This is a genomic window from Crossiella cryophila (assembly GCF_014204915.1).
GTDB lineage: Bacteria > Actinomycetota > Actinomycetes > Mycobacteriales > Pseudonocardiaceae > Crossiella > Crossiella cryophila.
In genome coordinates, this window is record NZ_JACHMH010000001.1 from 4,282,928 (window position 1) to 4,302,210 (window position 19,283).

The 19,283-nt window shown below is 71.3% G+C and carries 14 protein-coding genes; 7 read left to right on the forward strand and 7 right to left on the reverse strand.

Features of this window, described 5'->3' with window-relative positions; all coding sequences use genetic code 11:
* Positions 1 to 5: 5 nt before the first annotated feature.
* From HNR67_RS19150 to HNR67_RS19160, 3 genes are all read right to left on the reverse strand, one after another.
* A complete protein-coding gene (locus HNR67_RS19150) occupies positions 6 to 554 on the reverse strand; it encodes an EF-hand domain-containing protein (protein WP_185003618.1) in 549 nt (182 codons plus the stop codon).
* A 123-nt stretch (positions 555 to 677) separates the two neighbouring features.
* Positions 678 to 2,132 carry a M1 family metallopeptidase gene (locus HNR67_RS19155; RefSeq protein WP_185003619.1) on the reverse strand — a complete coding sequence of 485 codons (1,455 nt, stop codon included), beginning with the start codon at positions 2,130 to 2,132 and terminating at the stop codon, positions 678 to 680.
* Positions 2,133 to 2,370: 238 nt separating this feature from the next.
* Positions 2,371 to 4,326 (reverse strand): elongation factor G, encoded by a 1,956-nt coding sequence (locus HNR67_RS19160; protein WP_221489965.1) that lies wholly within the window; start codon positions 4,324 to 4,326, stop codon positions 2,371 to 2,373.
* Between the two features lie 141 nt (positions 4,327 to 4,467).
* Between HNR67_RS19160 and HNR67_RS19165 the strand changes: the two genes are divergently transcribed.
* Positions 4,468 to 5,448 (forward strand): acyl-CoA dehydrogenase family protein, encoded by a 981-nt coding sequence (locus tag HNR67_RS19165; RefSeq protein WP_185003620.1) that lies wholly within the window; start codon positions 4,468 to 4,470, stop codon positions 5,446 to 5,448.
* A gap of 20 nt (positions 5,449 to 5,468) precedes the next feature.
* Here the strand turns inward: HNR67_RS19165 and HNR67_RS19170 are convergent, their stop codons facing one another.
* Positions 5,469 to 6,404: a heme o synthase gene (locus tag HNR67_RS19170; protein WP_185003621.1), complete on the reverse strand. Its 936-nt coding sequence runs from the start codon at positions 6,402 to 6,404 to the stop codon at positions 5,469 to 5,471.
* Between the two features lie 342 nt (positions 6,405 to 6,746).
* On the opposite strand from HNR67_RS19170, the gene tkt reads away from it, so the two are divergent.
* Genes tkt through opcA form a run of 5 tightly spaced genes read left to right on the forward strand, consistent with a single transcriptional unit; the run spans position 6,747 to position 14,230 of the window.
* Entirely contained in the window at positions 6,747 to 8,819 is a 2,073-nt protein-coding gene (tkt, locus tag HNR67_RS19175) for a transketolase (RefSeq protein WP_221489966.1), read from the forward strand.
* The gene (tal, locus tag HNR67_RS19180) at positions 8,816 to 9,931 is read left to right on the forward strand and encodes a transaldolase (RefSeq protein ID WP_185003623.1); all 1,116 of its coding nucleotides are present in this window, start codon (positions 8,816 to 8,818) and stop codon (positions 9,929 to 9,931) included. Before tkt ends, tal begins: the two co-directional genes overlap by 4 nt.
* An 8-nt stretch (positions 9,932 to 9,939) precedes the next feature.
* The gene (locus HNR67_RS19185; protein WP_185003624.1) at positions 9,940 to 11,556 is read left to right on the forward strand and encodes a glucose-6-phosphate isomerase; all 1,617 of its coding nucleotides are present in this window, start codon (positions 9,940 to 9,942) and stop codon (positions 11,554 to 11,556) included.
* The gene (zwf, locus tag HNR67_RS19190; RefSeq protein WP_185003625.1) at positions 11,553 to 13,082 is read left to right on the forward strand and encodes a glucose-6-phosphate dehydrogenase; all 1,530 of its coding nucleotides are present in this window, start codon (positions 11,553 to 11,555) and stop codon (positions 13,080 to 13,082) included. Before HNR67_RS19185 ends, zwf begins: the two co-directional genes overlap by 4 nt.
* Positions 13,079 to 14,230, forward strand: coding sequence for a glucose-6-phosphate dehydrogenase assembly protein OpcA (gene opcA / locus HNR67_RS19195; RefSeq protein ID WP_185003626.1), 1,152 nt, complete (start codon positions 13,079 to 13,081; stop codon positions 14,228 to 14,230). The genes zwf and opcA overlap by 4 nt, the downstream gene beginning before the upstream one ends.
* 62 nt (positions 14,231 to 14,292) lie before the next feature.
* Here the strand turns inward: opcA and HNR67_RS19200 are convergent, their stop codons facing one another.
* The 3 genes from HNR67_RS19200 to HNR67_RS19210 all read right to left on the reverse strand — a co-directional run bounded on the left by HNR67_RS19200 (position 14,293) and on the right by HNR67_RS19210 (position 17,628).
* Positions 14,293 to 15,837, reverse strand: a complete 1,545-nt coding sequence (locus HNR67_RS19200) for an MDR family MFS transporter (protein WP_185003627.1) — start codon at positions 15,835 to 15,837, stop codon at positions 14,293 to 14,295.
* 39 nt (positions 15,838 to 15,876) lie between these two features.
* Positions 15,877 to 16,512: a TetR/AcrR family transcriptional regulator gene (locus HNR67_RS45725; protein WP_185003628.1), complete on the reverse strand. Its 636-nt coding sequence runs from the start codon at positions 16,510 to 16,512 to the stop codon at positions 15,877 to 15,879.
* 147 nt (positions 16,513 to 16,659) lie between these two features.
* Positions 16,660 to 17,628 (reverse strand): quinone oxidoreductase family protein, encoded by a 969-nt coding sequence (locus HNR67_RS19210; protein WP_185003629.1) that lies wholly within the window; start codon positions 17,626 to 17,628, stop codon positions 16,660 to 16,662.
* A gap of 110 nt (positions 17,629 to 17,738) precedes the next feature.
* Between HNR67_RS19210 and HNR67_RS19215 the strand changes: the two genes are divergently transcribed.
* Positions 17,739 to 18,032, forward strand: coding sequence for a hypothetical protein (locus HNR67_RS19215; protein ID WP_246492549.1), 294 nt, complete (start codon positions 17,739 to 17,741; stop codon positions 18,030 to 18,032).
* Positions 18,033 to 19,283: the final 1,251 nt, after the last annotated feature.

A 19,283-nucleotide genomic window follows, 5' to 3' on the forward strand; every position in this document is an offset into this window, starting at 1 on the left:
CGCGGTCAGCCGAGCAGTCCGGCCCCGGGGGCAGCGGAGTCGGAAGTGGTGAACAGTTCCTGCAAGGCTGCCCGGAACTCGGCGTAGTCGATGACACCGTCGCCGTTCTGATCGATTCGCTCGAACGCCGTGGCCGCGATCTCGGCGCTCACCTCCGCCGAGAGGTACAGGGCGATGTACTCGTCCCGGCTGATCTCGCCGTCGCCATTGCGGTCGAGCGCCTCGAACACCGTTTCCGCGAGCTTGGCATATGCCTCGTCGAGGTATTCCGGATTACCCGCCAGCCCCGCCTCGGTGGCGGTGATGAACTCCTCCCTGCTGACCTGGCCGTCCCCGTCGGCGTCGGCGTCCCGTTCGATCTGGGCCCACCAGCCGAGGAACGAGGTCGTGATGTCCTGCCTGCGGTGTTCCTCCGCGTCGGGCACGAGCTGGGCGACCACCCCCTCGGCCAGCGCGGTGAAATCCGCGGCGGAGATGATCCCGTCCTTGGTGACGTCGAGCGCGTCGAAAATCTTGCCGAGGTTGGCGTCCTGAATTGTTGGATCACTCGCCACGATGTGCCTCCCGGTAGCGGACCACTTCGGAGTAAACCGCTTCCGAATACCGGCACACCAGGGTGATTCACGAGTGCACACATTCGGCCGAATGGCGGCGGAGAATCTAGACAAATCGGCGGGTCAGCTGCCCGGTTTCCAGTCCGGGTGGCCCGGCATCGGCGGCGTGGTCGGGCTGTGCAGCCAGTCGCGCAGCACCCCGGCGATCTCCGGGCCTGCGGTCTCGGTGACCACCCGCTCGAAGTCCGCGGTACTGGCGGTTCTGTCCCGGTGCCGGTCCAGGAAGGCCTGCAGGATCCGCTGGAAGGTCTGTTCGCCCGCGGCCTGGCGCAGTGCGTAGACCACCAGCGCGCCGCCCGCCCTGGCCAGTCCGAAGATCCCCTTGGGCTCGTTGGAGACCACGATGGAACCGAGTGCGGTCCTGGCCTCCTGGTCGGCGCCGTAGATCCGGCGCAGGCTGTCCGGCACGGAGGTGCCGCCGTGCTCCTGCTCCCACAGCTGGCCGAAGTAGGTGGCGAAGCCCTCGCTGAGCCACACGTCCTCGTAGGAGCGGAAGGAGATCGAGTTGCCGAACCACTGGTGCGCGGCCTCGTGCACCATGACCGGTTCGGTCTGTTCCAGCTCGGTGAGCGACCTGGTCAGGAAGGTGGACAGGGTCGCGGTCTCCAGGGCGTCGGTGTGCATGGGCCGGTTGCCGTCCAGGCCGAGCACGCCGTAGGTCTCCAGGGGGAACGGGCGGCCGATGCGCTGTTCCAGCCAGGCCAGGTGCCCGCTGATCCGGTCCAGCGCCGGTCGCACCTGTTCCACCTTGCCGGTGGTGACCGCGCTGCGCAGTGGCAGCCCGTGCGGGCCGGTGCCGGTGACCAGGTCGAATTTGCCGACGGCGAGCTGGGCGACCTGGCTGGTGATCGGGTGCACGGTGCGGTGGGTGACCACGGTCCGGCCGCCCGCGGTGCGCTCGCCGGTGCGGATGCCGTTGGCCAGCACGGTCCAGCCCTCGGGCGCGTCCACCCGGTAGGTGAACCGGGCCTTGTCCGAGGGGTGGTCGTTGACCGGGAAGAACATGTGCGCCCGGTCCGGCTGGGACCACAGCGCGAATCCGCCGTCGGCGAGCTTGCTCCAGCCCGCGGTCTCATCCACCGGCGAGGGCACCTTGGCGGCGCGGTCGGCGGTGTACTCGACCTCGACCGCGAAGCCCCGGCCCGCGCGCACCGGCCGGGCCGGGGTGATCACCAGCTCCTCGCCCTCGAGGCGGAACTCGGCGCGACGCCCGTCCACCCGCACCTTGTGCACCACGCCCCCGGCGAAGTCCAGGTTGAACCGCGACAGGTTCTGGGTGGCCCTGGCGGTCATCGTGGTGCGCCCGGCCATGGTGGTCACGCCCGGCTCGAACCGGAAGTCCACTGTGTACTCCTCGGCGTCGTAACCACCGTTGCCCAGTCCCGGCAGCAGCCGGTCCCCGACGCCGGGGGAGCCGGGGGTGAAGGTGGGCGCGGCTGAGGCCGGTGCGATGCCGATCGTCAGCGCCGAGGCGGTGACGAGCAGCAGCGCGGCGGCCCGGCGGGAACTGCCAGACATCAGGAACCCTTTCCTACGGCGAACTTGGCGTGTCCAGCCTGTTCGCCGCGGCCGCCCCCCACCTCGCCCGTTCGGCCAGCAAGATCAGCCGTTCGGCCAAGGCCCCGCGGTCAATGCCGCGCGGCGTGTTGGCCGTTGTCGTACGCAGTGTTGGCCGAACTGGTACGCCATCCGGCCAACACACCGTCCACAACGGCCAACACACCGTACGAGAACGGCCAACACGGTGGCTGGTTGGTCAGACTCGGCGGCGTAGGTGTAGCAGGTACTCCTTGCGGTCCAGGGGGTTGTGGTCGGTGCGTGGCCGTTCCGGGATCCGGCCGCGGACCGGGCGGTGTCCGGCGAAGGCGCAGTCCAGGACGCCTTCGCCGTGCGTGAGGCCGGGGAGTTGTCGTTGCAGTGCATGGACATTGGCCGCTGGAAGCTCGCCTGCCAGGCGGTAGGTGGCGCCGTGGGGGGTGGTCTCGCCGGGTACCGCGTCCAGGCGGGCCAGGGCCGGGCGGACCGCGGTGAGGGCGTCGGCCGGGAGGTCCAGTTCGAACCGGTGCAGGGGTTCGAGGACCTCGGTCCCGGCCTGGCGCAGTGCGGCCATCAGCACCAGCGGGGTCAGCGACCGGAAGTCCCCCGCGGTGCTGTGCACGCTGGAGAACCCGGACTGGGTGAGCGTGACCAGGCAGTCGGTGACCGGCCAGCCGTGCAGCCCCTGGCCGAGGGTGGTCAGCACGGTGTCCTCGATCGCGGTGAAGAAGGCCAGTGGCAGCGCGCCCAGTTCGGTCTCGTAGCCGAACCGCGGTCCGGAACCGGGTGGTCCTGGGTCGACCCGCAGGCCGACGGTGGCGAAGAACGGGTTGCCCGCACCCATCACCTCCAGGGCCGATCCGGTGCCGCGCACGCCTTCCAGGCAGAGCGTGGTGGTCTCCCGGAACTCCACCGCGAGCCCGGACTCGGCGGCCAGGGTGGCCTCGATGACCTCCTTCTGCACCTCGCCGTAGAGGGAGACCGCGATCTCCTGGCGGGTCTCGTCCCGGCGCAGGTTGATCAGCGGATCGGCCTCGGCGAGCCGGGTGAGGGCCTGGTGCAACGCGCCCCGGTCGCGCGGATCACTCGGCAGCACCACGGTTTCCAGGGTGGGCGGGGCGAACTGCGGCCGCGACGCGGAGCGCGGGTGCGGGCGTCCGACCGGGTCGCCGATGCGGATCTCGTCCAGGCCGCGCAGCAGCCCGATCCGGCCCGCGCGCACCGAGTCCGCGGGCACGGCGGCGCCCTGGTCGAACACGCTGATCCCGGTGACCTTGCCCTGCCGGTCCCGGCCGAAGTCCAGGCGTTCCCGGACCCGGATGGTCCCGGCGAACAGCCGCACGTAGGCCAGTTTCTCCCCGGCCGGGCCGCGGTCGACCTTGAACACGGTCCCGGCGGTGGGTGCGTGCGGATCGCCGGGGTCGGCGGGCAGTAGCTCGCGGATGCCCTCGATCAGCGCGTCCACCCCGGCGCCAGTGACCGCGGATCCGGCGTACACCGGGTGCACCAGGGCCTGCCGGGTCTGGCTGACCAGTGCGGCGCGCAGCCGCTGACCGGACACCGAGTCCGGGTCGGTTACGTAGTCGGCGAGGAGGGTGTCGTCGTGGCCGGCCAGCAGGTCGACCAGACGGGTCCGGAACCCGGGATCGGTCGCGGCCCACGGCACATAACCGGCATCGTGACCACCGGCCCGTTCGGCCGAGCCCATGGCCAGCACCGAGGGCGAGAGCCGCTCGGTGATCTGCCGCAGCACCCGGTCCAGGCTCGCACCGCGCCGGTCGACCTTGTTCACGAAGATCAGCGTCGGGATGCCGAGCCGCCGCAGCGCCCGCAGCAGCACCCGGGTCTGCGCCTGCACACCCTCCACCGCGGAGACCACCAGCACGGCCCCGTCGAGCACGCACAGCACCCGCTCCACCTCGGCGATGAAATCCGGGTGACCGGGGGTGTCGATCAGGTTGACCGTGGTGTCGCCGAGTGCGAAGGAGACCACCGCGGATTTGATGGTGATCCCGCGCTGGCGTTCCAGGGCCAGGGAGTCGGTCTGGGTGTCGCCGTCGTCGACCCGGCCGAGCCGGTCGATGACCCCGGCGGCGTGCAGCAGCCGCTCGGTGAGGCTGGTCTTACCGGCGTCGACGTGCGCCAGGATGCCCAGATTGATCGTGCGTGCCGACAAGTGTCGTGTCCTTGGGGTTGAGGGGCTTTCCTTCCTCGGGGAACACGAACGTGCGGCGCATGATCTCTCCTTCTGCCGGCTCTAGGCTCGTCAGGACAGCAGAGGTCCCGCTGGCCGGGCAACCGAATATCGGGGGAGACCATGAGCGAGGCGTTGCGCACCGCGGCCGAGATCGCCGACACCGTGCTGTTCCCGGCCGCGGCCGGGGTCGACGCGGCCGACCGGGTACCGGCGAGTCACCTGGACCTGTTGGCGGAGCACGGGTTCTACGGACTGTCCACAGTGGACCTACCCGATTATCCGTCGGTGCTGCGCCTGGTCGAGACCCTGGCCGGCGGCTGCCTGAACACCACCTTCGTCTGGATGCAGCACCACGGCCCGGTGATGACCCTGGCCCGCTCGGCCAACGAGCCGCTGCGCGAGAAACACCTCGACGACCTGATCGCCGGCCGGGCGCGGGCGGGTGTCGCGGTGGGCGCGGCGGTGCGCCCCGGCCCGCCGCTGCTGCGCGCCGAGCCGGTCGAGGGCGGCTACCTCTTCGACGGCAGCGCGCCCTGGGTGTCCGGCTGGGACATGATCGACACCCTGCACACCGCGGCGAGGGACGCCCAGGACGTGCTGGTCCTCGCACTGCTCGACGCCGTGGCGAGCGACACGGTCTCCGTCGAGCCCCTGGACCTGCTGGCCGTGCGGGCCAGCCGGACCGTCACCCTGACCTTCACCCGGCATTTCGTACCGGCGGAACGGATCGTGCACACCGTCCCGCAGGCCGAGTACCTGACCGGGGACGCCGAGTCCCAGCGGTTCAACGGGGCCCTCGCCCTGGGCATCGCGGGCCGCGCCATCACCCTGCTGGGCGACGCGGCAGGTGCCCTGCCCGTCCAACTCGAGGCCGCCCGCACGCAGTTGCACACCGCCGCGCCCGAGGACATCGCCCAGGCCCGCGCGGTCGGCTCCGAGCTGGCGCTGCGGGCCGCGAACGCCTGTGCCGTGCACCACGGCAGCAGGTCACTGCTGCCAGGCTCCGACGCCCAGCGCCTGGTCCGCGAGGCCACGTTCCTGCTGCTGTTCGGCTCCCGCCCGGCGATCCGCACCGCCCTGCTCGCCAAGCTCACCGGCTGACCGGCGGGGCGGGCTCAGACTCAGAACGGCAGGCCGAGCACCGGCAGCCCGATGGCCGAGTCCACGGCCAGCACCACGAACACCGCGGTCAGATAGGTGTTCGACATGTGGAACAACTTCATCGGGTTGGCCGGCTCGCCGTCGCGCACCGCGTTGTAGAGCCGGTGCGCCAGCAGCAGGAACCAGGCCCCGGCGAGCACCGCCGCACCCGTGTACAGCCAGCTGGTGGCGGGCGCGAGCAGCAGCGACCAGGCCACCATCACCCAGGAGTAGATGACGATCTGCTTGGCCACCTGCACCGGCGTGGCCACCACCGGCAGCATCGGCACCCCGGCCGCCGCGTAGTCGTCCTTGAACTTCATCGCCAGGGCCCAGAAGTGCGGCGGGGTCCAGAAGAAGATCACGCCGAACATGACGAAGGCCGGCCAGTCCACCGAGTTGGTCACCGCGGACCAGCCGATCACCACCGGCATGCACCCGGCCGCGCCGCCCCACACGATGTTCTGCGCCGTGCGGCGCTTGAGCACCATCGTGTAGACGAGCACGTAGAACAGGATCGCCGCCACCGCCAGGATCGCGGAGAGCAGGTTCGTGGTGGCGTACAGCCAGGCGAAGCTGGCCACGCCGAGCACGATGCCGAAGATCAGCGCGTTGCGGGTGGGCACCGCGTGCCGGGCCAGCGGCCGGGCCTTGGTGCGCTTCATCACCGCGTCGATGTCCGCGTCGGCCACGCAGTTGAGCGCGTTCGCGCTGCCGGCGGCCATGGTGCCGCCGACCAGGGTGGTCAGCACCAGCCACACGCTCGGGATGCCGCGCTGGGCCAGCAGCATGGCCGGGATGGTGGTCACCAGCAGCAGCTCGATGATCCGCGGCTTGGTCAGGGCCACATACGCCCCGAACGTCGCCTTGAACCTGACCAGGGAGCGCTGCGCCGGCGCGTCGAGGGTGGCGCTCATCGAACCCTCTTGACCACGGTCACCGGCGGCATCTCGCTCCTCATCGGCCCGGCCGCATCGGTGGGTGGGGGCGGGCCGGGTAGATCCTCGTCAGCTTCGGGAGACCCAGCTTCGGGTCCCATCGGATGGTAGCCGCGCTACCTAAGCGGGGCGCGCACGGGGGTCCGGGCGCGCCAACAACTGGATCGAGTCCGGTGGGCCAGGGGTGGAAGGACTAGGCTGAGCCGAAAGAGGGAAAACAACGGTTCGGGGCTGGTCAGTCCGCCGGTTCCGCCGCTATGGCAACCAAGTTGGGAGCAGCGTCAAGTGTCCGGTTCAGAGGACTCCGTCAACATTTCCGCGTTGACCACCGCGCACCTTCCTGCCGACTGGACCGAGCTGGACAAGCGCGCGGTCGACACGGCCCGGGTACTCGCCGCGGACGCCGTGCAGAAGGTCGGCAACGGTCACCCCGGCACCGCGATGAGCCTGGCCCCCGCCGCGTACACGCTGTTCCAGCGGACCATGCGGCACGACCCCGCCGACCCGGACTGGCCGGGCCGGGACAGGTTCGTGCTCTCCTGCGGGCACTCCAGCCTCACCCTGTACGTCCAGCTCTACCTCTCCGGCTACGGCCTCACCCTGGACGACCTCAAGGCGCTGCGCACCTGGGGCTCGCTCACGCCCGGCCACCCGGAGTACCGGCACACCAAGGGCGTGGAGATCACCACCGGCCCGCTCGGCCAGGGCCTGGCCTCCGCGGTCGGCATGGCGATGGCCGCCCGCCGCGAGCGCGGCCTGTTCGACCCGGAGGCCGCACCGGGACAGAGCCCGTTCGACCACCACATCTACGTGATCGCCTCCGACGGCGACATCGAGGAGGGCGTCACCTCCGAGGCCTCCTCGATCGCCGGTCACCAGCAGCTCGGCAACCTGGTGCTGATCTACGACGACAACCAGATCAGCATCGAGGACGACACCGCGATCGCCCTGTCGGAGGACGTGGCCAAGCGCTACGAGGCCTACGGCTGGCACGTGCAGACCGTGTTCGGCGGCGAGAACGTGGCGGGTCTCACGGCCGCCCTGGACGCGGCCAAGGCCGAGACCGGCAAGCCGTCGATCATCGTGCTGCGCACCATCATCGGCTTCCCCGCGCCGACCAAGCAGAACACCGGCAAGATCCACGGCTCCGCGCTGGGCGCCGAGGAGGTCGGCAAGGTCAAGGAGATCCTCGGCTTCGACCCGGAGCAGGACTTCCAGGTCGACGACGACGTCCTGTCGCACGCCCGCGAGGTCGTCAAGCGCGGCGAGGCCGCCAAGGCCGAATGGCTCAAGGGCTTCGACGCCTGGGCCGCGGCCAACCCCGAGCGCAAGGCGCTCTTCGACCGGCTGACCCGCCGCGAGCTGCCCGAGGGCTGGGCCGCCAAGCTGCCCAGCTGGCCGGTGGACGCCAAGGGCGTGGCCACCCGCAAGGCCTCCGGCGACACCCTCTCCGCCATCGGCGAGGTGCTGCCCGAGCTGTGGGGCGGCTCCGCCGACCTGGCCGAGAGCAACAACACCACCATCAAGGGCGCCGACTCCTTCGGCCCGGCCAGCACCGCCACCAAGGAGTGGAAGGCCACCCCGTACGGCCGGACGCTGCACTTCGGCATCCGCGAGCACGCCATGGGGTCCATCCTCAACGGCATCGCGCTGCACGGCCCGACGCTGCCCTACGGCGGCACCTTCCTGGTCTTCAGCGACTACATGCGCCCCGCGGTCCGGCTCGCCTCGATCATGAGCCTGCCGGTGACCTACGTGTGGACGCACGACTCCATCGGCCTCGGCGAGGACGGCCCGACCCACCAGCCGATCGAGCACCTCGCCGCGCTGCGCGCCATCCCCGGCGTCGCGGTGCTGCGCCCGGCGGACGCGAACGAGACCGCGGCGGCCTGGAAGGCCACCCTGGAGAAGCGCTCCGGCCCGGTCGGCCTGGCGCTGACCCGGCAGAACGTGCCCACCCTCGAAGGCACCGACGCCGAGGGCGTGGCCAAGGGCGGCTACGTGCTGGCCGAGGCCGAGGGCGGCGAGGCGAAGGTTGTGTTGATCGCCACTGGCTCCGAGGTGCAGATCGCGGTCGCCGCGCGGAAGATCCTGCAGGACGCCGGCGTTCCCGCTCGTGTGGTGTCCATGCCGTGTGTCGAGTGGTTCGACCAGCAGGAGCAGAGCTACCGCGACCAGGTGATCCCGCCCGCGGTCAAGGCGCGGGTCGTGGTCGAGGCCGGTATCGCCCAGCCGTGGCACCGCTTCGCCGGGGACGCCGGGGAGATCGTCTCGATCGAGCACTTCGGCGCGTCGGCGGACTACCAGACGCTGTACCGCGAGTTCGGCCTGACCGATGACGCCGTGGTCGCCGCGGCGCAGCGCAGCATCGCGCGAGTGGAGGGAAACAAGTGACCGGCACGAACCCCCTGGCCGCGCTGAGCGAGGCCGGCGTCTCCATCTGGCTCGACGACCTGTCCAGGGACCGCCTGACCTCGGGCAACCTGGTCTCGCTGATCGAGAACCAGCACGTGGTGGGCGTGACCACCAACCCGACCATCTTCGCCGGCGCGCTGTCCAAGGGCAGCGCCTACGACGAGCAGGTCGGCGAGCTGGCCGCCCGCGGCGCCAGCCTTGACCAGACCGTGCGCGAGCTGACCACCACCGACGTGCGCAACGCCTGTGACGTCTTCCGCGGCGTCTACAGCGGCAGCGACGGCGTGGACGGCCGGGTCTCCATCGAGGTCGACCCGCGGCTGGCACACGACACCGAGCGCACCACCGCCGAGGCGCTCGACCTGTGGAAGACCGTGGACCGGCCCAACCTGATGGTCAAGATCCCGGCCACCGTCGAGGGTCTGCCCGCCATCACCAAGGCCCTGGCCGAGGGCGTCAGCGTCAACGTCACGCTGATCTTCTCGGTGGCCCGCTACCTCGACGTGATGGACGCCTACCTGGCCGGGCTGGAGCAGGCCAAGGCCAACGGCCACGACCTGTCCACCATCGCCTCGGTCGCCTCCTTCTTCGTCTCCAGGGTCGACTCCGAGATCGACAAGCGCCTGGAAGCCGCGGGCACCCCCGAGGCGCAGGCACTGCGCGGCCAGGCCGCCATCGCCAACGCCCGGCTCGCCTACGCCGCCTACGAGGACGTCTTCGGCTCCGAACGCTGGCAGCGGCTGGAGCAGAACGGGGCCCGCCCGCAGCGGCCGCTCTGGGCCTCCACCGGGGTGAAGGACCCGAACTACTCCGACACCCAGTACGTGGACCAGCTGGTCGCGCCGAACGTGGTCAACACCATGCCGGAGAAGACCCTCTTCGCCGTCGAGGACCACGGGCAGATCATCGGCGACACCGTGCGCGGCACCGCCGAGCAGGCCCAGGAACTCTTCGACGCGCTCGCCGAGGCCGGCATCGACGTGGACGACGTCTACGCCGTGCTGGAGCGCGAGGGCGTGGAGAAGTTCGAGAAGTCCTGGGAAGAACTGCTGCAGACCGTCACCGACCAGCTCGCACGCGCGAAGGGCTGAGACCACACATGACCGAGCAGATCTCGGTTGAGATCGTCCACAGTGGACTGAACGCGGAAGCCGAACCGCTGGCGGCCCAGCTCGCCGAGGAGCAGGTGGCGAGCAAGCTCACCGCGCAGGACCCCACCCTGTGGGGCCCGGAGGCCGAGCCCGAGTCGTCGATCCGGCTGTCCTGGACCACGCTGCACGAGACCTCCCGGCCACTGGTCGCCGAGATCCTCGCGCTGCGCGCCGAACTGCACGCCGAGGGCGTGGACCGGGTGGTCCTCGCGGGCATGGGCGGTTCCTCGCTCGCGCCCGAGGTCATCTGCGAGACCGCCGGTGTCCGCCTGGTCGTGCTCGACACCACCGATCCGGGTCAGGTCGCCGACGCGCTCGCCGGTGACCTCACCCGCACCGTGCTGGTGGTGTCGTCCAAGTCCGGCGGCACCGTGGAGACCGACAGCCACCGGCGGATCTTCGCCAAGGCCTTCGCGGCCAACGGCATCGAGGCCGCCCGGCGGATCGTCGTGGTCACCGACCCCGGCTCGCCGTTCCAGCAGCTGTCGGCCGACGAGGGCTACCGCAAGGTGTTCCTGGCCGACCCGCACGTCGGCGGCCGCTACTCCGCGCTGACCGCGTTCGGGCTCGTCCCGGCCGGTCTCGCGGGCGCGGACATCGGCGGACTGCTCGACGACGCGGCCGCGGCGGCGACCGTGCTGTCCCAGGACAGCGCGGACAACCCGGCGCTGCGGCTGGCCGCCGCGTTCGGCGCGGCGCACGCCCGCGGCGCGGAGAAGGTGGTCCTCACCGACACCGGCTCCGGCATCAAGGGCTTCGGCGACTGGGCCGAGCAGCTGGTGGCCGAGTCCACCGGCAAGAACGGCACCGGCCTGCTGCCGGTGGCGGTGGAAAGCCCCGACGCGGCCGGTTTCGCCGACGCGGGCGAGGACGCCACCACCGTGGGCATCGCCCCCGGCACGCCGAACGCGCAGCTCACCACGTCCGGACCGCTCGGCGGGCTGTTCCTGCTGTGGGAGTACGCCACCGCGGTGGCCGGCCGGGTGCTCGGCATCAACCCGTTCGACCAGCCCGACGTGGAAGCGGCGAAGAAGGCGGCCCGCGCGCTGCTGGACGCGCCTGCCTCCGCGCCGGCCACGCCGTCCTTTGTGGATGGTGCGGTGGAGGTGCACGCCAGCGGTGACTGGCTGCCCGCCGAGGCGGCCACCGTCGCCGACGCGGTGCGCGCGCTGGTCGCCGCGCTGCCCCAGCACGGCTACCTGTCGGTGCAGGCCTACCTGGACCGCCTCGACGACGCCTCCGCCGTGGTGCTGCGCCCGGTGCTGGCCGTGGTCACCGGGGTGCAGACCACCTTCGGCTGGGGCCCCCGGTTCCTGCACTCCACCGGGCAGTACCACAAGGGCGGCCACCAGAACGGGGCCTTCCTGCAGCTCACCGGCGCCAACGAGCAGGACCTCGAGGTGCCGGACCGTCCGTACACGCTCAGCGTGCTCCAGCTCGCGCAGGCGCTGGGCGACGGCTCGGTGCTCGCCGGGCACGACCGTCCGGTGCTGCGCCTGCACCTGACCGACCGGGCCGCGGGTCTGGCGCAGGTCGTCAAGGCCGTACAGGAGGTCGGTGAATGAGCCGACAGTGGCAGAACCCGCTTCGCGATCCGCGGGACAAGCGACTCCCGCGGATCGCCGGGCCCTGCGGCCTGGTCATCTTCGGCGTCACCGGTGACCTCTCCCGCAAGAAGCTCATGCCCGCCATCTACGACCTGGCCAACCGCGGCCTGCTGCCGCCCGGCTTCGCACTCACCGGGTTCGCCCGCCGCGACTGGGCCAACCAGGACTTCGAGCAGGTCGTCTACGAGGCGGTCAAGCAGCACGCGCGGACCCCGTTCCGCCAGTCCGTGTGGGACCAGCTCGCCGAGGGCTGCCGGTTCGTGCAGGGCACCTTCGACGACGACGAGTCCTTCGACCGGCTCGCCGGGACCATCAAGGAACTCGACGAACAGCGGGGGACCGGCGGCAACCACGCCTTCTACCTGTCCATCCCGCCCGGCGCGTTCCCCACGGTCTGCAAGCAGCTGGCCCGCTCCGGGCTGTCCGCGCCCGAGCCGGACCAGTGGCGGCGAGTGGTCATCGAGAAGCCGTTCGGCCACGACCTGGCCAGCGCACGGCAGCTCAACAAGATCGTCAACGAGGTCTTCCCCGAGGAGTCGGTGTTCCGCATCGACCACTACCTCGGCAAGGAGACCGTGCAGAACATCATGGCTTTGCGCTTCGCGAACCAGTTGTTCGAGCCGATCTGGAACGCCAACTACGTCGACCACGTGCAGATCACCATGGCCGAGGACATCGGCCTCGGCGGTCGCGCCGGGTACTACGACGGCATCGGCGCCGCCCGTGACGTCATCCAGAACCACCTCCTCCAGCTGCTCGCCCTGACCGCGATGGAGGAGCCCAGCTCCTTCGCGCCCAAGGACCTGCGCGCGGAGAAGGCCAAGGTCCTCGCCGCCACCGCGCCGATGGCCCCCCTGGCCGAGACCACCGCGCGCGGGCAGTACGTCGGCGGCTGGCAGGGCGGCCAGAAGGTCCCCGGCCTGCTCGAAGAGGGCGGCTTCGCCGAGGACTCGATCACCGAGACCTACGCGGCGATGACCGTGGAGGTCAAGAACCGCCGCTGGGCCGGGGTGCCGTGGTACCTGCGCACCGGCAAGCGACTGGGCCGCCGCGTCACCGAGATCGCCGTGGTGTTCAAGCGCGCCCCGCACCTGCCGTTCGACTCCACCTCCACCGAGGAACTGGGGCAGAACGCGCTGGTCATCCGGGTCCAGCCGGATGAGGGCATCACCATGCGGTTCGGCTCCAAGGTGCCGGGCACCTCGATGCAGATCCGCGACGTGACCATGGACTTCGGCTACGGCCACGCCTTCACCGAGTCCAGCCCCGAGGCCTACGAGCGGCTGCTGCTGGACGTGCTGCTCGGCGAGCCCTCGCTGTTCCCGGTCAACGACGAGGTCGAGACCTCGTGGGAGATCCTCGAACCAGTGCTGAAGTTCTGGGCCGGTCAGGGCAGGCCCGAGCCGTACCAGGCGGGCACCTGGGGCCCGGAGTCGGCCGACGAGATGATGGCCCGCACCGGACGTCACTGGAGGCGACCGTGATCATCGACCTGCCCTCCACCACCACCTCGGCGGTCAACAAGAAGCTGGTCGACCTGCGTGAGCAGGGCGGCGCGGTCGCGCTGGGCCGGGTGCTCACCCTCGTCATCGTCACCGACGACGGGGAGAGCACCGAGGAGGCCATCGACGCGGCCAACGACGCCAGCCGCGAACACCCCTGCCGGGTGATCGTGCTGGCCCGCGGCGCCCGCAAGGCCGCGCCGCGGCTGGACGCGCAGATCAGGGTCGGCGGCGACGCCGGGGCCAGCGAGGTCATCGTGCTGCGCCTCTACGGCGCGCTCGCCGAGGAAGGGGCCAGCTGCACCATCCCGCTGCTCCTGCCCGACGCGCCGGTGGTCGCCTGGTGGCCCTCGGCCGCCCCGGCCATCCCGGCCCAGGACCCGATCGGCAAACTCGCCCAGCGCCGGATCACCGACTCCGCCGCCGAGCGCCACCCGATCAAGGCCCTGGAACAGCGCCGCAAGTCCTACACCGCGGGCGACACCGACCTGGCCTGGACCCGGCTGACCACCTGGCGGGCCGTGCTCGCCGCGGCACTGGACCTGCCGCCGTATGAGAAGGTCACCGCGGCCACCGTCGCGGGCGCCGGGGATTCGCCGTCCACCGAGCTGCTGGCGGCCTGGCTGGCCTCCAGCCTGAAGATCCCGGTGGAGCGGGCCAAGTCCCAGGACGGCCAGGGCATCTGCTCGGTCGTGCTGGAACGCCGCACCGGCCGGGTCGAACTCGAACGCCCCGACGGCAAGGTCGGCGCGCTCACCCAGGCCGGACAGCCCGAACGCCGGGTCGCGTTGCAGCGGCGCGAGGTGCGGGACTGCCTGGCCGAGGAACTGCGCAGGCTGGACCCGGACGAGATCTACGACGTCACGCTCAAGGGCCTGTCCAAGGTCGTCAAGTCCGCCGCCAAGCGGACCGCGACCAAGCCCAAGACGGAGTCGAAGCCCGCCGAGGCCAAGCCGGAAGCCAAGGACGAGCCCAAGCCCGCCGCGAAGTCCGCGGAGGCGAAGCCCGCCGCCAAGGCCGAGTCGAAGGCAGAGGCGAAGGCCGAAGCCAAGCCGGAGCCCAAGGCAGCGGCCAAGTCCGACGCCAAATCCGAGGCCAAGCCCAAGCGCGCGAAGAAGGCCGACGCCTGATCCCGTTGTGCTGAAACGACTGTGGCGGTCCCGCACCTCGCGGGACCGCCACAGTCGTCTTGTCAGGCCGCGGATTCCTCCGCCAGCCGGTCCATCCCGCTCTGCGTCTTCAACGGGATCGCCCGCAGGAACACCACCGCCACGACCACCAGCAACGCGATCGGCGCGGAGATCAGGAACAGCTCACCGGTGGCCGACCCGTACGCCTCCTGCACCGCCAGCCGGGCCTGGTCGCTCAGGTGCGCCAGGTTCGGCACCGACTCCCCGCCGCCGCCACCGGTCGTAGCCGTGCCGAGTTTGCCCGCCACGTTGCTGGCCAGCACCGCGCCCAGCGCGCTGACCCCGATGGTGCCGCCCAGGCTGCGGAAGAAGGACAGCACCGAGGTGGCGGTGCCCAGGTCCTTGGCAGGCACGTCGTTCTGCGCGGCCAGCACCAGGTTCTGCATCAGCATGCCCATGCCGACCCCGAGCAGCACCATGTAGGCGCCCAACAGCACCAGGCTGGTGTGCGCGTCGATGGTGCCCAGCAGCGCCAGGCCGACCGTCATCAGGACGGCCCCGGCGACCAGGAAGTGCTTCCACCGCCCGGTTTTGCTGATCCGCTGACCGGCGATGGTGGAGGAGACCAGCATGCCCACGATCATCGGCAGGCTGAGCAGCCCGGCCACCGTCGGCGTGTGTCCCAGCGCGAGCTGGAAGTACTGGGAGAGGAACACGGTGCCGCCGAACATGGACACGCCGACCAGGAAACTGGCCACCGTGGTCAGCGTGACGGTGCGGTTGCGGAAGATGGTCAGCGGCACGATCGGCTCGGCCGCCCGCGATTCCACGAACACCGCCAGCGCCAGGATCAGCAGCCCGCCGCCGAGCAGGCCGAGGGTGGCCCCGGACATCCACTCGAACTGCTTGCCCACCAGCGAGGACCACACCAGGGTGAGCGAGACGCCCGCGGTGATCAGGAACGCGCCCAGGTAGTCGATCTTGACCTTGCGCCGGGCCACCGGCAGGTTCAGCGTGCGCTGCAACAGGATGATCGCGGCCACGGCCAGCGGCACGCCGATGAAGAAGCACCAGCGCCAGCCCAGCCAGGAGGTGTCCACCAGCACGCCGCCGATCAGCGGGCCGGCCACCGTGCCGACCATGAACACCCCGCCGAACAGCCCGGAGTAGCGGCCGAGTTCCCGCGGCGACAGGATCGCGGCCATGATCACCTGTGCCAGCGCGGTGAGCCCACCGGCGCCGATGCCCTGCGCGATCCGGCTGGCGATGAGCACACCCATGCTGTCGGCGAACCCGGCCACCAGCGAGCCGATCACGAACAGGCCGAGGGAGAGCTGGATCAGCAGCTTCTTGCTGTAGAGGTCGGAAAGCTTGCCCCACAACGGAACCGTGGCGGTCATGGCCAGCAGTTCGGTGGTCACCACCCAGGTGTAGCTGGCCTGCGAGCCACCCAGTTCGGAGATGATCCGGGGTAAGGCGTTGGCCACCACGGTCGAGGCCAGGATCGCGACGAACATGCCCATCATCAGGCCGGACAGCGCTTGCAGCACCACGCTCTTGTTCGGCGCCACGGACGCCTGCTCCGGCGCCGCCGCGGTTGTAGTCATCGGTTCTTCCTCAGCTCCCAGTGGAAATCGGTCAGGTGGTCAGCCGCGCGGCGTCGCGTCGGCGGGCAGGGGGAGGCCGGCGCTCAGCGCGGCGCAGGCGGCCTCGACCAGGTCGACCATGGATTCGGCGCCGTCAACGGCGTACCAGCGGCGCATGGCCGAGCGCACCGCGGCGCCGAAGGTGTAGAGCACCAGCGCCGGGTACTGGTCGTCGGCTGGCAGCCCGCACCAGCGCGCGATGGCCTCGGTCATCTGCTGCTCCCCGGCGGACTCCAGCACCGCGGTGCGCGCCAGCAGCTGCGGGTTGTCGGTGAACACGGTCATCCGCAGCAACCACTCGTCCCGGTCGGCGTCGATCCGCTCCAGGTCGGACCGGGCGATCGCCATCAGCCCCGCCAGCGGATCCGGTCCAGGCGGCGCCTCCTCCAGCCGCTCCGCCAGGCGATCGATCCGGTGCCGGTGGTCGGGGTAGGCGGTGGACAGCGCGTCCTCTTTGGAGCCGAAGTAGTTGAAGAACGTGCGGGAGGAGACGCCGACCTCGGTGGCGATGTCCTCGACCGTCACGTGCTCCAGCCCGCGCTCGGCGATCAGCCGCAACGCGGTCAGCGCGATCGTGCGATGGGTCTCCTGCCGCTTCCGCTCCCGCAGTCCCAGCGGCCGGTCGATGGTGGTCACAAGACCAAGGAACCAGAAAACTTCACAACGTGCAAAGTTTCAGACTGTGAAGCGGACGACAACGCCCCCCGGTCCACCAGGACCAGGGGGCGCTGCGCTCGCTCTCGTCAGCCCACGAGCAACCGGTGCTCGGCCGACAGTCCGTCCTCAGCCCACCAACAGCACCTTCCCGGTGGTCCGCCGCCCCTGCAGGTCCTCGTGCGCCTGCCGGGCCTCGCTGAGCGCGTACCGCGCGCCGACCCGGATGGTCAGCGATCCGTCCGCCACCCCCGAGAGCACCTCGGCGGCCCGCCACAGCAGTTCCTCGCGGTTGGCGGTGTAGTGCCCGAGGCTGGGCCGGGTGACGTAGACCGACCCGGCCTGGTTGAGTCGCTGCAGGTCAACCGGCGGAACCTGCCCGCTGGCCGCGCCGTAGAGGGCGAGCACCCCCCGCGGCCGCAGACTGGCCAGACTGGCGTCGAAGGTCGTGGCCCCCACCCCGTCGTACACCACGGCCACGCCACGCCCACCGGTCAGCGCACGGGCCTGCTCGGCCACATCGGCCTCGGTGTACCGGATGATCTCGTCCGCCCCGGCCTCCCGCGCCAGCTTCTCCTTCTCGTCGGTGGACACGGTCCCGATCACCCGCCCACCCTTGGCCTTGACGAACTGGGTGAGCAGCAACCCCATGCCCCCCGCCGCCGCGTGCACCAGCACGTCATCCCCGGCCTGCACCGGGTAGGTGGAGGTGGTCAGGTAGTGCGCGGTCATCCCCTGCAACATCGAACTCGCCGCCACCACCAGATCAACCCCATCCGGCACCGGCACCACAGCCGAGGCCGGAACAGCGGCCAGCTCCGCATAAGACCCGATGGCCGAGGCCCAGGCCACCCGAGCCCCCACCCCGAACTCGGTGACCCCGTCACCCACCGCGACAACCTCACCCGCACCCTCGAGACCAGGCGTGAAGGGCAACGGCACCGGATACACCCCGGTCCGGTGGTAGGTGTCGATGTAGTTGACCCCACTGGCCGCCACCCGGACCAGCAACTCCCCGGGACCGGCCACCGGATCAGCCACCTCGGCCGCCACCAGAACCTCAGGCCCGCCGTATGCCTGCACCTGCACTGCGCGCATGAAACCCGCACCTCTCGCGTGATCTTCCCGGTCACTGTTGCCAACAGAACCGGTCACGGACGTGTTCCCACCGGCCGGATTTCACCCCCCGGCCAGCTAGAGTGACCCGGGTGAGTGAGCCTTCGAAGGCCGCGGTCGCCGCCGCCACCGCGTTTGTCGCTGCCCACGGCAAGTCCGCCCGAGCCGTAGTCGAGAACATCGGCCGAGCCGGCGTCCGAGTAGTCCTGGTAGGCGACGACGGCGCCCTGGGCGACGTCATCGTCCCCGACATGGCCACCGGCGAAGCCCTGGTAGCCAAGGTCGAAGGCCTCGACGGCCACGACTGGGACCGCGAAACCATCGCCGCCACCAAAATCGGCCCCGCCCACCGCAAAAAGATGGCCGGCCCCCGAGCCCGAAGCTAACCCCACACCCACACCCCACCGGCGACGGCGGCCCCCACCTTCGGCCGCCCGCCATCGCCGCAACATCCCCGCCACCCGCCACAGCGTCGCCGCCACCCGCCAACCGTGCCCGCCGCCATTGGCCACTGGCCAACGGCCTCACCAACTGCGGCGCCACCAACGGCCATCGCTGCCGAGCATCGCGGCCCCCGGCCCCCGGCCCCCGGCCCCCGGCCCCCAGCCCCGGCCCCCGGCCCCCGGCCTCCTAGCCCGTGACCGCGGTCACCCACCTCTCCCGCGGTCACCCAGTCCTCCCACAAGCACCCACCTCGGCCACTGATCCCACCTGCGGTCGCCGCCCCGCCCGCCCTGCCGTGGTCCCGCTTGCCCTGCCTCGCCCAGCTGTGGTCCGGGCCCGCCGTGCCCGCCAGTCGTGGTCCGCCCAGCCCTGCCCCGGCGCGGGCCCACCTGCCCCAGCGCGGCCCTGCTCGCTCGCCTGCCTGCCTCGCCGCCCGCCCGCCTGCTTCGCCCCCGCCTGGCCGCCCGCAGCCGCCCCGCAATCGCCCCGAAGCCCCGTCATCGCCGCCCCGCAGCCGCGGTCCCCGCCCAGGCCCCGGCCGCGCGTTGCTGATCCTCGCCCTCGGCCCCAGGAGTCTCAGCCATCCGGCCCGCCGTCCCTCGGCCCCGGCCCCGTCCTCCGCCCCCAGCCCCGTGCCCGCCCGTCCCCACCAACCTCGCCCCCGCCCCCAACCTCACCCCCAACCTCACCCCCAACCTCGTCCCCAACCTCGTCCCCAACCTCGTCCCCGTCCCCGTCCCGTCCCCGTTTCGGCCCCGGCTCAACCTCGGCCCCGCCCCGCCCCGCCCCGCCCCGCCTCGCCTCGCCTCGCCCCGCCTCGCCTCGCCCCGCCTCGCCCCGCCCCGCCTCGCCCCGCCCCGGCCCGGCCCGGCCCGGCTCCAGCTCGGCCCCGGCCCGGCTCCGGCTCAACCTCGCCTTCACCCCTCGCCCCTCGCCCCCTGCCCGGCCAGCCCGGCCCCCGCCTCGTCCCCGACCTCGTTCACCACTCCGCCTCTGTCCCCCGCTCCGACCGTGGTCCCTCCCCGAGGCCCTCGGCCACCCACCCCGACCGCAGCCCGTCGCACGTCGTCAACGGCCACCTCTGTCGCCGTCAGCCGCCCTCGCGCCATCCGGCCAATGTTCCTGCGATCAGTTCCGCACACCCAGGCGCCTCCATTGCTACCATCTCTTCAGTTCCAACTGAAAGAGATGCG

What these genes read in the sequence shown, in the direction of transcription:
- zwf (WP_185003625.1), top strand. Translation starts at nt 11,553, where the DNA reads ATGAGCCGACAGTGGCAGAACCCGCTTCGCGATCCGCGGGACAAGCGA.
- HNR67_RS19210 (WP_185003629.1), bottom strand. Translation starts at nt 17,628, where the DNA reads ATGCGCGCAGTGCAGGTGCAGGCATACGGCGGGCCTGAGGTTCTGGTG.
- HNR67_RS19200 (WP_185003627.1), bottom strand. Translation starts at nt 15,837, where the DNA reads ATGACTACAACCGCGGCGGCGCCGGAGCAGGCGTCCGTGGCGCCGAAC.
- HNR67_RS19165 (WP_185003620.1), top strand. Translation starts at nt 4,468, where the DNA reads ATGAGCGAGGCGTTGCGCACCGCGGCCGAGATCGCCGACACCGTGCTG.
- HNR67_RS19155 (WP_185003619.1), bottom strand. Translation starts at nt 2,132, where the DNA reads ATGTCTGGCAGTTCCCGCCGGGCCGCCGCGCTGCTGCTCGTCACCGCC.
- HNR67_RS19170 (WP_185003621.1), bottom strand. Translation starts at nt 6,404, where the DNA reads ATGAGCGCCACCCTCGACGCGCCGGCGCAGCGCTCCCTGGTCAGGTTC.
- HNR67_RS19185 (WP_185003624.1), top strand. Translation starts at nt 9,940, where the DNA reads ATGACCGAGCAGATCTCGGTTGAGATCGTCCACAGTGGACTGAACGCG.